The organism is Variovorax sp. Root434 (genome assembly GCF_001426595.1).
Classification (GTDB): domain Bacteria; phylum Pseudomonadota; class Gammaproteobacteria; order Burkholderiales; family Burkholderiaceae_C; genus Variovorax.
This window is the reverse complement of the sequence record NZ_LMEK01000028.1, coordinates 15,999-30,307: the sequence shown is the minus strand read 5'-3', so window position 1 is coordinate 30,307 and position 14,309 is coordinate 15,999. Positions and strand designations below refer to the sequence as shown.

General features: G+C 69.5%; 12 protein-coding genes. 7 read left to right on the top strand and 5 right to left on the bottom strand.

The genetic code is table 11. The features are described 5' to 3' along the window. Positions 1–167 precede the first annotated feature (167 nt). Positions 168–1,859 (bottom strand): SWIM zinc finger family protein, encoded by a 1,692-nt coding sequence (locus tag ASD05_RS27660; RefSeq protein WP_056599481.1) that lies wholly within the window; start codon positions 1,857–1,859, stop codon positions 168–170. After that, a complete protein-coding gene (locus ASD05_RS27655; RefSeq protein ID WP_157610314.1) occupies positions 1,856–5,044 on the bottom strand; it encodes a hypothetical protein in 3,189 nt (1,062 codons plus the stop codon). Before ASD05_RS27655 ends, ASD05_RS27660 begins: the two co-directional genes overlap by 4 nt. Positions 5,045–5,170: 126 nt before the next feature. Between ASD05_RS27655 and ASD05_RS27650 the strand changes: the two genes are divergently transcribed. Further along, positions 5,171–6,262 carry a hypothetical protein gene (locus ASD05_RS27650; protein WP_056599475.1) on the top strand — a complete coding sequence of 364 codons (1,092 nt, stop codon included), beginning with the start codon at positions 5,171–5,173 and terminating at the stop codon, positions 6,260–6,262. Positions 6,263–6,269: 7 nt separating this feature from the next. On the opposite strand, the gene ASD05_RS27645 is transcribed toward ASD05_RS27650, so the two are convergent. Then, complete coding sequence (locus ASD05_RS27645; protein ID WP_235508130.1) at positions 6,270–7,676, bottom strand: PLP-dependent aminotransferase family protein; 1,407 nt, start codon at positions 7,674–7,676, stop codon at positions 6,270–6,272. 122 nt (positions 7,677–7,798) lie between these two features. On the opposite strand from ASD05_RS27645, the gene ASD05_RS27640 reads away from it, so the two are divergent. Continuing rightward, positions 7,799–8,542 carry an NAD-dependent epimerase/dehydratase family protein gene (locus tag ASD05_RS27640; protein ID WP_056599469.1) on the top strand — a complete coding sequence of 248 codons (744 nt, stop codon included), beginning with the start codon at positions 7,799–7,801 and terminating at the stop codon, positions 8,540–8,542. Further along, positions 8,539–9,069 carry a cupin domain-containing protein gene (locus ASD05_RS27635; protein WP_056599466.1) on the top strand — a complete coding sequence of 177 codons (531 nt, stop codon included), beginning with the start codon at positions 8,539–8,541 and terminating at the stop codon, positions 9,067–9,069. Before ASD05_RS27640 ends, ASD05_RS27635 begins: the two co-directional genes overlap by 4 nt. Positions 9,070–9,109: 40 nt before the next feature. On the opposite strand, the gene ASD05_RS27630 is transcribed toward ASD05_RS27635, so the two are convergent. Continuing rightward, complete coding sequence (locus tag ASD05_RS27630) at positions 9,110–9,499, bottom strand: DUF427 domain-containing protein (RefSeq protein ID WP_007839128.1); 390 nt, start codon at positions 9,497–9,499, stop codon at positions 9,110–9,112. A 292-nt stretch (positions 9,500–9,791) separates the two neighbouring features. On the opposite strand from ASD05_RS27630, the gene ASD05_RS27625 reads away from it, so the two are divergent. Together ASD05_RS27625 and ASD05_RS27620 are read left to right on the top strand one after the other, a co-directional pair. Further along, positions 9,792–10,763, top strand: coding sequence for a Bug family tripartite tricarboxylate transporter substrate binding protein (locus ASD05_RS27625; RefSeq protein WP_235508129.1), 972 nt, complete (start codon positions 9,792–9,794; stop codon positions 10,761–10,763). A gap of 45 nt (positions 10,764–10,808) precedes the next feature. Continuing rightward, entirely contained in the window at positions 10,809–11,459 is a 651-nt protein-coding gene (locus ASD05_RS27620; protein ID WP_056599463.1) for an FABP family protein, read from the top strand. A 42-nt stretch (positions 11,460–11,501) separates the two neighbouring features. Here ASD05_RS27620 and ASD05_RS27615 read toward each other — a convergent pair whose 3' ends face one another. Then, complete coding sequence (locus ASD05_RS27615; RefSeq protein WP_056599459.1) at positions 11,502–12,419, bottom strand: LysR family transcriptional regulator; 918 nt, start codon at positions 12,417–12,419, stop codon at positions 11,502–11,504. Positions 12,420–12,519: 100 nt separating this feature from the next. Here ASD05_RS27615 and ASD05_RS27610 point away from each other — a divergent pair, with 100 nt between their 5' ends. Continuing rightward, the gene (locus tag ASD05_RS27610; RefSeq protein ID WP_056599456.1) at positions 12,520–13,911 is read left to right on the top strand and encodes an acyclic terpene utilization AtuA family protein; all 1,392 of its coding nucleotides are present in this window, start codon (positions 12,520–12,522) and stop codon (positions 13,909–13,911) included. Beyond that, complete coding sequence (locus ASD05_RS27605) at positions 13,908–14,297, top strand: hypothetical protein (protein ID WP_235508128.1); 390 nt, start codon at positions 13,908–13,910, stop codon at positions 14,295–14,297. The genes ASD05_RS27610 and ASD05_RS27605 overlap by 4 nt, the downstream gene beginning before the upstream one ends. Positions 14,298–14,309: the final 12 nt, after the last annotated feature.

The window sequence follows — 14,309 nt, the reverse complement described above, 5'->3', positions numbered from 1 at the left end:
GGTGGCGCCGATGAGCTTCGAGGAAGCCGCACTGTTATCGCGCCACCGTGCACCTACGGCACAGTGAAGAGACGTCCAGTGACGCTTGGGAAGTGCTGTGTGCGAGGGCGGCGATACGCCGACCGGATTGCAAGAGCCTTCCCGCTCCGTTCGCAAAAAGCAGTGTATCAGCCGATGCGTGCGGTCCTTTCCTGATCCGTCGTTGTCGTTGTCGTTGTCGTCGGCGCGGCCGACAGGCGCAGCGCGAGCATGTGTTCGCACGGGCCCTTGGTCATGCGGTGGCGAACGAAGTGGCTGCACTGGCAGTCGCCCGAGGCCACGCGCTGGTCGGTGTCGAGCTGCAGGCTCACCAGGTACTCGCGCTGCCCGGCGGCGCCCTTGCACTTGCCGCTCAGCGAGAGGCCGCCGTCGGGGCGCGCCGTCGTCTTCACGTTGGCGATGCGGCGTGCGCGCACCAGTTCGGCCGCGGCCTCTTCCTCGGGGCTGGCGTAGCGCAGCTTGTCCATCGGCAGCGGTTCGCGGCTCAGTTCGCGCAGCCGCCACACGCCGTGCGCCAGGTCGTACACCACGCGCCCGGCCTGCACGTAGCCGCCGAGCGCAGCGTCGACGGTGAGGGTCGACAGGCCCGTGGCCGCAGCCAGTTCGGCAGTGGTGGCGCGCCAGCGTTCGCCCAGTGCCGCGAACACGCGCAGCTGACTGTCCTGGTCGACCGTGTGGCGCGGCTGCAGCAGCTCGAAATGGCCGTTGCGCGACCAGTCGTTGGCGGTCCAGCCCGAGAGGCCGAGCGTGAATTCCATGTCGGGCAGTTGCGCGACCCAGAAGCTCGGCATGCCGGTGCCCAGCAGGTGCACCGTGAAGCCCTGCGCCACCGGCACCAGGCGTTCGAGCTGCAGCAGCCGGCGCCGGCCCCACACGCGGATGTCGATGTCGGAGGTGGCGCTGTGCGTGGAACGCGGGCACACCAGCTCGTGCCCCCAGGGCTCGAACAGGATGCGCACCGGCTGCCCCGGCCGCAGGATGAAGCGCAGCGAGCGCGGGCCCACGCGCTCCTTGCGCCGGCGCAGCACCAGGCAGATGTTGTGCACGTCCATCGGATGCAGCTGCAGCCGCTGCGACGGCAGCAGCATCGCGCTGCTCACCTGCAGGAAGCCGCGCACCCAGCTGTCGGGCACGTCGATCTTCGGTTCGTGGAAGGCGGGGTCGTTGTCGCTCTGAACCTGGAAGCCGCCGGGGTCGATGGCCAGGCGCGTCGTCTTGTAGTCGCGGATTTTCTGGAACTCGTCGTACAGAGATTCCGAGTAGTCGACGTTGGTGGTGCCGAAGGCGTGGTCGCTCACGCGGTCGAAGATGTCGTGGCTGCACGAGAACATACCGTAGCTCGACTCGTCCTGGCTGAAGCACTCGAAGAACACGCGGTCGGGGTGCACCGTGATCACCGGGTCGAGCACGAACCAGGCTTCGCGGTTGACCTGGTAGATGTGGTCGAAGTAGCGCTTCTGCGCGCTCATGAAGGGCTGCAGCACGGACTGCTTGCGCTTGCGTAGCTCGCCGAGCTCGTCGCGGATCGGGGCCATCTGCGCCTTCAGCTGGTCGCTGCGCGCCATGAACTGCGCGAGCAGTTCGTTCTCCTGCCCGGCCAGCCATTCGAGGTACGCACTCTTGTCGCGCGGCTGGAAGCGCAGGTCGCCCACCACCACGTCGTGCAGCGCCGACATGCCTTCGCGGAACGGCAGGTGGCGGTTGATGTCGGCAACGAAGTGCACGGGCGCGCGCAGCGTGTCGGGGGCGAACTGCAGCGCCGTGCTGCTGGCCGTGTGCTGTGCGCCCGAGTGCCCGAAGTAGCGGTACTGGAATCTCATGCGGTGGGCCTCCCCGTGGGGGCGACAGGCAGTGCACGGCGCGGCGCGACGCTGCGCACCGGAGCGGTCTGCAAGGGGTTTTCCAGTGCGGGGAAGGCGGCCTGGATGGTGCGCAGGCCGGCCACGTACCGGGCGCGTTCGGTGATGGCGCCGGTGACGGCCTGCCGTGCGAACACGCGCGCGACGATGCGTGCGATGTCTTCCGAATGCGCTGCCTGCGCGGCCAGGAACTGCATGACGCGCGCCTTGGCCAGCCGGCCGCGGTTGGCCTGCGACAGTACGCTCAGGAAGTAGGGCTCCAGCCGTGCGAGCACGTCGGCATTGCGGCTCGCGGCAGAGGCCAGCCAGTTCGTCACGAAGAGCTGCATGCCCGGCGAAGGATGCTGGCTCAGCTGCAGCATGTAGGTGGTGACGTCGGTCACGTCGAAATGCGTGGTGAGCAGCTCGCGGCCCAGCCGCTGGGCGCCCGCGTCCTTGTGGTCGCACAGGCGCACCAGCAGCGCCGGCGTCCAGTGGCTCGTGCTGCCCTCCGTGCCGCTGTGTGCACCGAACCATTGGCGGGCCCAGTCGCGCGCGTCGTCCCAGCGGCTGTCGAAGATGCGCAGCGCATCGCCGAGCTGCGACAGCGTGCGCTGCGGGTTCGCGGCCAGCTGGTCCATGGCCCAGCGGCGCGCGGTGGCGGTGTCGACCAGGCCGAGGCTGGCGGTCTGCAGCACATCGAAGCCTTGCGGATCGTGCTGCGGCAGCAGCCATGCGCCCAGGCGCTGCGCGCCCTTGCTACGCGCTTCGAGCAGGCGCAGCGTGACGGCGGGCTCGCCGCGGCGGGTGTGCTCGGCCAGCGGGCCGCACAGCCATTGCAGCGGCGAGTCGAACACGCCTTCGGCGGCTTCGGCGCGGAACAGTTCGTCGCGCAGCATCGGCATCAGCGCCGCGCCGAAGCCGGGGTGCTCGGGCAGCAGCTGCGCGAGCCGCGGCGCGACGGCCGCGCGCACGGCCGGCATCGGGCTGCTGCAGAAGGCGGCGAACAGTTCGGGCTGGGTGACCAGAGTGGCGTCGGGCAGGGCGGTGAACAGCCGCACGCCGGCACCGCGCAGGCGTTCGTCGTCGGACTGCAGCAGGCGCGTGAGCACGCCGACCGGCAGGCCCTGGACCGACGCCGGGTGCAGCAGCAACCATTCGGCGGCGGTGCGCACCACGTCGGGATTCGCGTGGTCGAAGAGCGCGAGCAGTTCGGGCAGCGGCGCCTTCGCGGCCGCAGTGCGCAGCAGGCCTTGCAGGGCCCACTGGATGTTCTCGCAGATGGCTTCGAGCTCGGGATGGTCGCTTTCGCAGGCCGGCAGCCAGGCGAGCAGTCCGGCGCACAGGGCTTCGAGCGTCGACGGGTTCGGTGCGGCGGCCTGCAGCAGCAGGCGGGATGCGCGGCGCACTTCGGCATCGGCCGAGGTCAGCAGCATCAGCAGCAGGTCGACCTGCTGGCTGTAGAGGCCCGGGTCCTGCGCGATGAGTTCGAGCGCGTGTGTGCGCGCCTCGGCCAGCGGCGATCCCAGCAGCGCGGGCAGCCAGGACAGGGGCGGTGTGCCGGCCGCGATGCGCTGGCGCGCAATGGCCAGCGCGAAGCGCGCGGTGTCGTCCCAGGTGCTTGCCAGCAGGCGCCAGACCGTGGGCGCTTCGAGCGCGTCGCAGAAGGGCTTGTTGTCCTGCAGCGCACGCGCCGCAAACGCATGCACGGCAGCGCAGCGGCCCTGCTGCATCAGCTGCAGCAGCGCCTGCGGATGGCGATCCCAGCGTTCTGGCCAGGCTTCGGTGCGGTTCAGGCGCTGGTTGGACGGGGGAGAGTTGCGGCGCCAGCGCAGGCCGCCGCGCTGGGCCTCCCATTCGGGGTCGTGGCGGTGCAGTAGCTGCATCAGCACGAGCCAGTTGCTGTAGGGGCCGGTGTGCCAGCTGCGAGGCTCTTCGGTCCAGCGCGATTCGCGTTGCTGGCCGGCGGTGCCTGCTTGCGCATCGTCTGCGGCGAGCAGCACGCCCGTGGCCAGCTGCAGCCAGCTGGCCTCGTCGGCGGTGCCGGCCAGTGCGAGCCGGCGCAGGTTGCGCCAGGTGCGGCGGCGCAGGTAGTCGCGCGTGCGCTGGCTGTAGGCGAGGCGGCTGTCGGGCCGCACGATTTCCTTGGCGATCTCCACATAGCGGCCATTGGCCAATGCCCAGCGGCCGCCGGTGCGGAAGGCGGCACGCTGCGTCTCGAGGCGCTGGTGCAGCACGCCGAGCAGGGCATAGTCGCCTGCGAACTCCGCGCCCTTGTACAGCCGGCGCCATGCGCGGAAGCTGCCGGCCGCGAGCTGCAGCGTCGGCGCAATCTCCAGCAGGGCCGTACGTGCAAGTCCGTCGGTGGCCGGGCCTTCGAGCAGCGAGAGATCGAACAGCTGCTCGACCCAGGCCGCGTACTTCAGGCCGTTCCAGAGCGCGGGGTCGGCCAGGTGCTGGCGCAGCAGCGGCATGGCCTGGCCGGCGGGCATGTCGCTCATGGCGGCCCAGGCGCGGCGCAGCGGTGCGGGCCAGTCGTCCACGATGCGTGCCGACTCGGCCGCGCGCTGGTCGGTGGGCCACAGGTTCAGCGCGGCCCAGCGCGCCGCGCGTATGACCACGGGCGTGCGGCCGCGTCGGGAGAGTTCGCGCATTGCCTCGAACGCGCCACCGTCGCCGCAGCGGCCGACGGCCCAGGCGATGCAGTAGTCGAGCATCGGCTCGCCGGTTTCGATGTGATCGATGAGCTGCGGCACGGCGGCCGCCAGCCGACGCTCGCCGATGCGCCACACCACGCGGCTTCGGCGCACGGGAGGCAGCAGGCGCCATGCATCGGGGCTGATGCCGGCCAGCAGCACGGCATCGCCGGGGTGCGCGAGCACGGCGGAGAGCGGCGCCGCCGTGGCAACCGCGGCGGCCGCGCTTTCGATCGCATGGCCCTGTGCGATCTGCGCCGCCACGGCGCGCTCGAAGGCGGCGTTGGCCAGTTCCAGCGGCAGCGGCGTGTAGACCGTTTCCTTCCACTGCAGCCCGTCGCGGCTGGTGCTCACATGCACTACATGGCCCGGCGCCTCCGGCAGGGCGAACAGTTCCACGGTGGCGAAGCCCGTGGCGGCCGCTGCGCCCGGCTTCGTGCGGATCAATTTCTCGGAGCGAATGCGCTTCACGCGGAGGCCTCCCTGCCTTCGGTTGGGTGCTTGTGCTTATTGTTTCGCCGCGCATCTTAGCGGGCGTGCGTGCCGGTTGTGTGCATGTGTAGCATCGCGGCCTGATTCAACCAGACGTCTTTTTCCATGCCGAACGCGGAACAGGTCCCCCAGTCGAGCTTTCTCTATTTCACGGGCCAGGGCTCGGACAAGGTCTACCAGGTGCACCTGCGGCCCAGGGACGACGGCTGGGTGGTCGACTACGGCAACGGCCGCCGCGGCGGCACGCTCGCCACCGGCACCAAGACCAGCAGCCCGCTGGCCTTCGAAGCCGCGCTGAAGATCTACCAGAAGGTGGTCAAGGAAAAGACGTCGAAAGGCTACACGCCCGACCAGTCCGGCGCGCTCTACACCTCGACCGAGCTGGCCGGCCGCATGAGCGGCGAACTGCCGCAGCTGCCCACGCTGATCCTCGAGGAGCAGGCGGCGCGCTACTTCGACGATCCCGGCTGGGGCCTGCAGGAGAAGGCCGACGGTGAGAACCGTATCCTGCTGATCGAAGGCGAGGCGGTGCGCGGCACCAACCGGCGCGGGCTGTTCGTCGACATTCCGCAGGCCTGGGCAGGCGCTGCCGATGCGCCGGCGGGCCGCACCGTGATCGCCGGCGAGCACGTGGGCGATGCCTTCATGGCTTTCGACCTGCTGGAACTCCACGGGCAGGACCTGCGCGGGGCGCCGTTCATCGAGCGCTTCGGGCATCTGCGCAGGATCGCGGTGGCCGTGCCATGGGTGACCGTGCTCGACCTCGAACTCTCCGCCGAGGGCAAGCGCCGCCGCGCACGGGAACTGCTGGCCTCGCATGGCGAAGGCTATGTGCTCAAGGCGCTCGATGCGCCGTTCGCCGCGGGCCGCAGCACCGCCAGCCTGAAGTTCAAGTTCAACCAGAGCGCGACCTGCGAGGTGATCCGTGTCAACGCGCAGCGCTCGGTGGCCGTGGGGCTGCGCGACGAGGCGGGCGCGATGGTCGACCTGGGCAACGTCACGGTGCCGCCCAACGAGCCTCTGCCGGCGGTGGGTACGCTGGTCGAGGTGCGCTATCTCTATCGCTATGCCGGCGGCAAGTTCGAGCAGCCGGTCTACAAGGGCCGGCGTGCGGACATGACGCCCGCGGACGCGGTGCTGTCGCAGGTCACGCGGATCAAGGACCGCGGCGCGTTCCCCGACGACGAAGCCGCCTGAGCGCTGTTCAACCGAAAGCGGTGCGCAGCTTCGCCGCGAGCCGGTTCGCTTCGGCGGCGGTGGCGATGTTGGTGAAGCCCATCAGCAAGCCTGCGTCACATCGCGCCGCAATGGCGCGGCTCGACAGCGGCTGGCAGTTGAGCCCGGCCTGCTGTGCGCGGCGAGCCAGCGTCACATCGCTTTCGCGGCGCTGGTCGAAGCGCGCGATCAGGTGCATGCCGCCGCTGCGCAATTCGATGCGCACCTCGTCGCCGAAGGCCTTCTGCAGGCCCGCCGCGAGCATGGCGCGCCGCCGCGCATAGAGCAGCCGCATCTTCTTCAGGTGGCGCGGGAAGTGCCCCTCGCGCATGAAGTCGGCCACCACGGCCTGCGTGATCTGCGGGCTGCCGTTGGACCATGTCCGCGCGGCTTCCTCGAAGCGCGCGCGCAGCGATTCGGGCACGACCACGTAGCCCAGCGCCAGCCCGGGGTGGAGCACTTTCGAGAAGCTGCCCGCGTACAGCACGCGGTGATGCCCATCGAGGCTTTTGAGCGCGGGCAGCGGCGCCCCGGCATAGCGGTACTCGCCGTCGTAGTCGTCCTCGACGATCCATGCGTTCGCCCGCGAGGCCCATTCGAGCAGCTGCAGCCGGCGAGCGAGCGTCATCGATGCGCCCAGCGGCGCCTGGTGCGAGGGCGTGACGATGGCCATGCGCGCCTTCGGCGCCTTGCGCAGGCCGCGCGCCACGACCAGGCCCTCGTCGTCCACCGGCACGGGCACCGCGCGCTGGCCGACGGCGCGCAGCACCTCCTGCGTCGGCGGAAAGCCCGGGTCTTCGATCCACACGCGGTCGTCCTTCTTCAGCAGCGTGCGTGCGACAAGCGCGAGCGACGCACGATAGCCGCCTGTCACCAGCACCTGCGAGGCATGGCACGACACGCCGCGCGATACCAGCAGGTAGGCCGCGATGGCCTCGCGCAGCGGCGAGTATCCGCAGGGATCGCCGTAGAACATGTCGGCCGCGTTCATGGCTCGCGCCCGCCGGGCCACGAGGCGCGACCACAGCTTGCGCGGGAAGGCATCGAGCGCCGGAATACCCAGTTGCAGGGGCGGCGGTTCGCCCGGCTGCGCGAGCGCGCCGCCGGACACCGGCCCATCCGCGAGCCGGGGCTCCCGCCGCGCTGGCCGATGCAGCGGCAGCGACGGCGAGACCACGGTGCCCGCCTGCCCGCGCGAAGAGAAATAGCCTTCGCCCATCAGCTGGCTGAAGGCCGCCTCGACGGTGCCGCGTGCCACGCCGAGTTCGCCGGCCAGGCTGCGCGCCGACGCCACGCGGTCGCCGGGGCGCAGCGCGCCTTGCTCGATGGCGGATCGGTAGCGCTCGTAGATCTGCCTGAACAGCGGCGTTTGTTTTGCGCGGTCGAGATGGAGCATGTTTGCGGATGCGCGGGGCGCGGATGTCATGGCCCAGTCATTTTCGTGATTCTTGGCTCTTTTTGATGGGACATCGTAGAACTAGGATCGGCCCCATGAAAAGCCTGGAAGGTAGAGACGCAATGAGCGAGAAGGTATTTCTGGCGGGCGCAACCGGGGCGGTCGGCACCGCGCTGGTTCCACTGCTGATCGAAGCGGGCTGCACCGTGTATGGCAGCACGCGGCGCAAGGACCGCGCGGACGCGCTGGAGGCGCGGGGCGTGCATCCGGTCGTCGTCGACGTGTTCGATGCGGCGGCGCTGCGCGCCGCGCTGGCGCGCATCGCGCCGTGGGGCGTGATCCATCAGCTCACAGACCTGCCGAAAGACCTGGACCCGGCCCGCATGGCGCAGGCCCTGGTGCTCAATGCACGCGTGCGCGCCGAAGGCACGCGCAACCTCGTGGCCGCGGCGCAGGCCGTGGGCGCGAGCCGGCTGGTGGCGCAGAGCATCGCATGGGTCTATGCCCCGGGGCCCAGGCCTTTCACGGAAACGCAGCCGCTCGACACGCAGGCTGAAGGCGCTCGCCGCGTTACCGTGGGCGGCGTGGCGGCACTGGAGCGGTGCGTGATGGCCGCGCAGGACATGATCTCCACCGTGCTGCGCTACGGGCAGCTCTACGGACCGAACACCTCGACCGACACACCCAAGGGCCCGAGCCCGCTGCATGTGGAAGCTGCGGCACGGGCAGCCTTGCTGGCACTGCAGCACTCGACCGGCGGCATTTTCAACATCGCCGAAGACGGCGCCGAGGTCAGCAGCGAGAAGGCGAAGCGCGAGCTGGGCTGGCGCGCCGATGCACGCTTGCCGCAAGGAACCACGCCATGAACACGATTCCTCTTGCCCTGCGCCGCCAGGCGCGCGCCGGGTTTGCGGTGCTGGCCGTCACCGCTGCGGGCTGGGCATTGCTGCCGCACGCGAGCAGGAAATCGACCGTGCAGTTCATCGACGATATCTGCAGTGCCGTGGGGCGCCCGATGTTCGCCTCGGGGCCGGCCCCTGGGGGCTCCGCCGCAGCGGCGCGGCCCGGGGTCTCGACGAAGGTGATCTCCTGCGAGTCGCTGCCCAACGTGCCGGGCAAGTCAGTCACCACCGTCATGGTCGACTTTCCACCGATGGCCTATTCACCGGCCCACAGGCATCCGGGCTCTGTGACGGCCATCGTTCTCGAAGGCACGGTGCGTTCGCAACTGGGCGGTGGTCCGGTCGGCGACTACAGGCCCGGCCAGACCTTCTTCGAACCGCCGCGCACGCTGCACCTGTTCGCGGAGAACCCCGATCCGGTGAAGCCTGCGAGGCTGGTGGCGGTGTTCGTGGCGGAAGAGAACTGCGGGCCGCTGGTGCTGCCGCCCTGAATGGACGGCATCGCCTTCTTGTAATCGGCGTGTTCGCGCGCTAGGCAACCCGCTCTTCGATCGGCCCCACGCGATCCGGATAGAACGCCAAGTGGTCCTTGATCTGCGCGACCGGCTCGTAGGGCGACTCGTAGGTCCATACCGCATTCACCGAGCGTTCGCCGCCTGCAGGAATGCTGTAGTAGTTGCACTCGCCCTTGTACGGGCAATAGGTCGCGTGTTGCGTGCGCTCCAGCAGCGACATCCTGACGTCCTTGCGGGGGATGTAGTGCACCGTTCCGAAATGCGTTTCGCGCAGCGTCAACGCTTCGCGCGTGTCGGCGATGACACGGCCGTCGACCGACACCACCACGCGCAGCGGGTTCGGTGTGATCGTGATCGGATGATCGGGGCCGGGGGTCTTGATGGTGCGTTCCGCGGTAGCGAACATGAGAATGCTCCTTCGGTCAGATCGGGTTGACGCAAGATTCGGCGGATGCGCATCTTGCCGCGACGCGGTGACAGTTTGAAGCCCCTGCACAATCGGCCCAGTCGCAAAGTGGTTAAAGGCCATCGAACCCATCGGAACCGCTCTGGAAGCCTTTCGACTTCATATTCGGGCCTGGACTTGCGAGGTTTCGATGTGCAGGATGCGTGCGGTCACGGTTGTGTGTCGTTCGCGCATCAGTCCTTGACAAAGCGCAGGCCGCATCGTTCGGGTAAATCACTAGTGAAAGACTGAAGTGAAGAAGAACTACAAGCTCGCCATGTTGTTGCTTGCCAGCGTGTTGGCCGCCGGCGCATGGGCGCAGGACTGGCCCGCGAAGCCGGTTCGCGTCATCGTGCCCGCACCTGCAGGCAGTTCGCTCGACCTGATCGCGCGCACGCTGGCCGACCGCCTGCGCGTGATCTGGAAGCAGCCCGTGGTAATCGAGACCAAGGCGGGCGCGGGCGGCCTGATCGGCATGGACACCGTGGCCAAGGCGCCGCATGACGGCTACACGCTGGGCATCGGCTTCAACGGCCCGATCGCCTTCGGCCCCTACATGTATGCGCGCATGCCTTACGTGCCTTCGCGCGACTTGGTGCCCATCGTGCTCACGACCTCGCAGCCCAACGTGCTGGCGGTGCAGGCGAACAACCCCGCGAACACGCTGCCCGAGTTCGTCGAATGGGCGAAGAAGCGGGGCGACAAGTTCAGTTATGCGTCGGTGGGCGCGGGCAGTTCGTCGCATCTCACGATGGAGCTGTTTCGCAGCGTGGCGCACCTCGAGGCGGTGCATGTGCCGTATGCAGGTTCGCCGCCCGCGGGGCTGTCGCTGGCGGCGGGCGACACGCAGGCGCTGTTCGCGGTGGCGCCCGCGCTGCTGCCGCTGATCCAGGGGCAGCGCGTGAAGCTCATCGCCATCACGAGCGCCACGCGCTCCGAGCTCATGAAAGACCTGCCCACCGTGGCCGAGTCGGGCTATGCCGGTTTCGAGGCGCTGGCCTGGAACGGTTTCTTCGCCGCCAGCGGCACGCCGCCCGAGGTGGTGCGCCGCATCAACGCCGACGTCAACGACGTGCTGCGGGAGCCGGCCGTGCGCGAACTGCTGGCCAACCAGGGGCTGGTGGCGGGCGGCGGCTCGCCCGAGGAGTTCAAGGCCTTCATCGACGGCGAGGGCCGCAAATGGGGTGCGATCATCGCCAAGGTCGGCATTCGCCTCGACCAGTGACATTTATCCTCACGCCTCAAGAGAAGATTTCATCAGGAAAAGAACATGGAACAGTTTCCCCGCGACATCTACACGGAACCCGAGCCCGATCCGCACACGCTCGCCAACCTCGGCCCGCTCACGGGCCTGGCGGGCCTCTGGATCGGCACGGCCGGCCACGACGTAAGCCCGAAGGAAGACGGCCCCGAGGCCGAAGCCTTTATCGAGCACGCGGAGTTCCAACCCATCGATGCGCAGACCAACGGGCCGCAGATCTTCTACGGGTTGCGCTACCACCTGCGCATCGCCAAGCCCGACGAGGTGGAGACTTTTCACGACCAGGTCGGCTACTGGCTGTGGGAGCCGGCCACGGGGGCGCTGATCCAGACGCTGTCGCTCCCGCGCGGGCTCACGGCCATGGCCACCGGCCGCGCGAAGCCCGGCGACCGCAGCTTCAGGCTCGAAGCGGTGCGCGGCGGCGAGACCAACGGCATCGTGGCCAACCCGTTCCTGGAGCATGCGTTCAAGACGCTGCGCTACAGCATCGAGGTGTCGTTCCACGACGATGGCAGCTGGTCCTACGAACTCGAGACGGTGCTGAGCGTGCGCGGAAAGCCCGAACCCTTCAGCCACACCGACCGCAACACGATGCGCAAGATCGGAGAGCCCACGCCGAATCCGACGGCGCGTGCCGCGATGGCGAGCGCCGTGGCCTGAGCGGCTATTGCGAGCCGGTTCTGGCTTGCTGCGTGCCGGGCATCAGTCCAGCCGCAGCGACCCCAGCCGCGCGACGATCAGGTCGTGCAGCGTCTGCGCCGCCACCGACAGGCTGCCTTCGCGCCGCTGCACCATGTAGAGCGTGCGCGTGAGGGAGGGCAGGGGCAGCGGCCGCGTCACCAGCGTCTCGCGCTGGAAATGGAACAGCGTGAGCGCGGGCACCACGCTGATGCCCAGCCCGGCTTCGACGAGGCCCATCACGGTGGCCAGGTGCTCCACCTCGAACACCGCATTCAACCTTTGCGGATGCAGCGCCGCGTCGAGCGCCTGCCGCACGCTGCTGTTGCGCGCCATCTGGATGAAGGGGTAGGGCGCGATCTTCTTCGCCGTGAGGCGCGGCTCGTGCGCGAGCGGATGGTCGGCGCGGCACACGAGGTGGAAGCGGTCGGTGCAGAGCTTGCGCGCGCGCAGGTCGCCGTCGGCGGTGCCTCCGGCGCCCGATGCGGCAATCGCGAAGTCGGCCTGGCCGCTGCGCACCAGCGCGATGCAGGCGTCGGACAGCGCGTCGTCCAGGTCGATGCGGATGCCCGGCCAGGCCTGCATGAACTCGGCGAACACCGCGGGCAGCCAGCCGGCCGCAAGCGAGGGCAGGGCGGCCACGCGCACGCGGCCCTTGCGGCGTTCCACGTGGTCGGCGAGGTCGCCCATGGCGCTGCCCATATCGTCGAGCAGCCGGCGCGCCGAGCCTTCGAACAGCCGGCCCTCGGGCGTGAGCTGCACGCTGCGCGTGTCGCGGTCGAACAGGCGCGTGCCGACCGCGTCTTCGAGCGTGCGGATCAGCGCGCTGAACGCAGGCTGCGAAAGGTGGCTGCTCTGCGCCGCGCGCGTGAAGTTGCGGTGCTCGGCCAGCGCGAGAAAGGCGCGCAGCTGCCGCGTGGAGAGGTCGGGCGTCTTTCTCATGTCCTGGATGCCGGTGGCTGGATTGTTATTTGAAAACCGGATCAATCGATCCGGATTTTCGATTTTACGGATGACCGGCCGTTGCCTACAGTGCACGGCAATGAACTCCATCGAACCGTCCAAGCTGCTGATCGGATGCGCTGCCGGCTTCTCGGGCGACCGCACCGATGCCGCCGGGCCGGTGGTCGACACACTGATCGCGCGGCTCGCCGCGGGGCCTGCCGGCAGTCGCGCCTTCCTCATCTTCGAGACGCTGGCCGAGCGCACGCTGGCATTGGCCCAGTTGCGCCGCCGCGCCAACCCCAACGCCGGCTACGAGCCGCTGCTCGACGACATGCTGCGGCCCGTGCTCGCGCGCTGCCTGGCGCATGGCATCCGCATCGTGAGCAACTTCGGCGCCGCCAATCCGCGTGCCGCCGCCCGGCACATCGCCCGCATGGCGCGCGAACTGGGCGCGGATGCGCCGCGCATCGCGGTGGTGGAGGGCGACGATCTGTCGGGGCCCGAGCATCGCGCGCTGCTGAATGAAGCGCTCGGCGCGCAGATGCAAGGGCTGCGCATGGTCAGCGCCAATGCGTACATCGGCGCGGAACCCATTGCCGCGGCGCTCGATGCGGGCGCGCAGATCGTGGTGTGCGGCCGCGTGGCCGACCCTTCGCTCACGGTCGGGCCGGCCATGTCGCACTTCGGCTGGCGCACCGATGACTGGGACCGGCTCGGGCGCGCGACCATGGCGGGCCACTTGCTCGAATGCGGTGCGCAGGTGTGCGGCGGCTACTTCGCCGACCCGGGCTACAAGGACGTGCCGGGACTCGAAGCGGTGGGCTTCCCCATCGCCGAGATCGACGCGGACGGCCGCTGCACCATCGGCAAGGCCGACGGCACCGGCGGCCTCGTGAGCGAAGCCACCGTGAAGGAGCAACTGCTCTACGAGGTGCACGACCCGGCCGCCTACCTGACGCCCGACGTGGTCGCGGACATTGCCGATGCCGACGTGCACGCGCTTCCCGGCGCCGACCGCGTGGCGCTCTCCGGCGTGCGCGGCCACGAACGGCCGGGCCGCTACAAGGTCAACGTCTGCCATGAAGGCGGCTGGCTGGCGGAGGGCGAGATCTCCTATGCGGGGCCACGCGCCGAGGCCCGTGCGCGGCTTGCGGCGGATGTGCTTCGCAAGCGGCTCGACGGACTCGCGCTGCGCGTGGACCTGATCGGCGCGCTGAGCATCCTCGGCGACGATGCCGGCCGCGCACTGGCGGATGCGCCCGATGCCGGCCTGCGCGACGTGCGCCTGCGCGTCGCGGCCACGCACGCCGAGCGCGCGCAGGCCGAACGGCTGGCGCGCGAGGTGATGGCGCTCTACACCTGCGGCCCGGCCGGCGGCGGCGGCGTGCGCACCGCGCTCACGCCGCGGCTCAGCACGCTGTCGTGCCTGCTGCCGCGCGAAGCAGTGCCGGTGCGCTTCGAATTGCTCGACGCGGAGGCACTGGCATGAACACCCTCGACATGATCGACATGATCGACATGATCGACATGATCGACGTGCCGCTCTACCGCGCTGCCCACGGCCGCACCGGCGACAAGGGCGATCGCTCCAACATCAGCGTGATCGCCTGGCACCCGCAGCTGTATCCCTTGCTGGTCGAACAGATCACGCCCGAGCGCGTGGCCACGCAGTTCCGCCATCGCGCGCCGTCGCAGGTGCAGCGCTTCGTGCTGCCGAAGCTGCACGCGATGAACTTCGTGCTCGACGCGGTGCTCGACGGCGGCGTCAACGATGCGTTGAACCTCGATGCGCACGGCAAGGCGCTGTCCTTCCTGCTGCTCGACATGCCTGTGCGCGTGCCGCGCGCACTCGAAGCCTTGCTGGCCGGGCCGTAGCCGCGGCGGTCC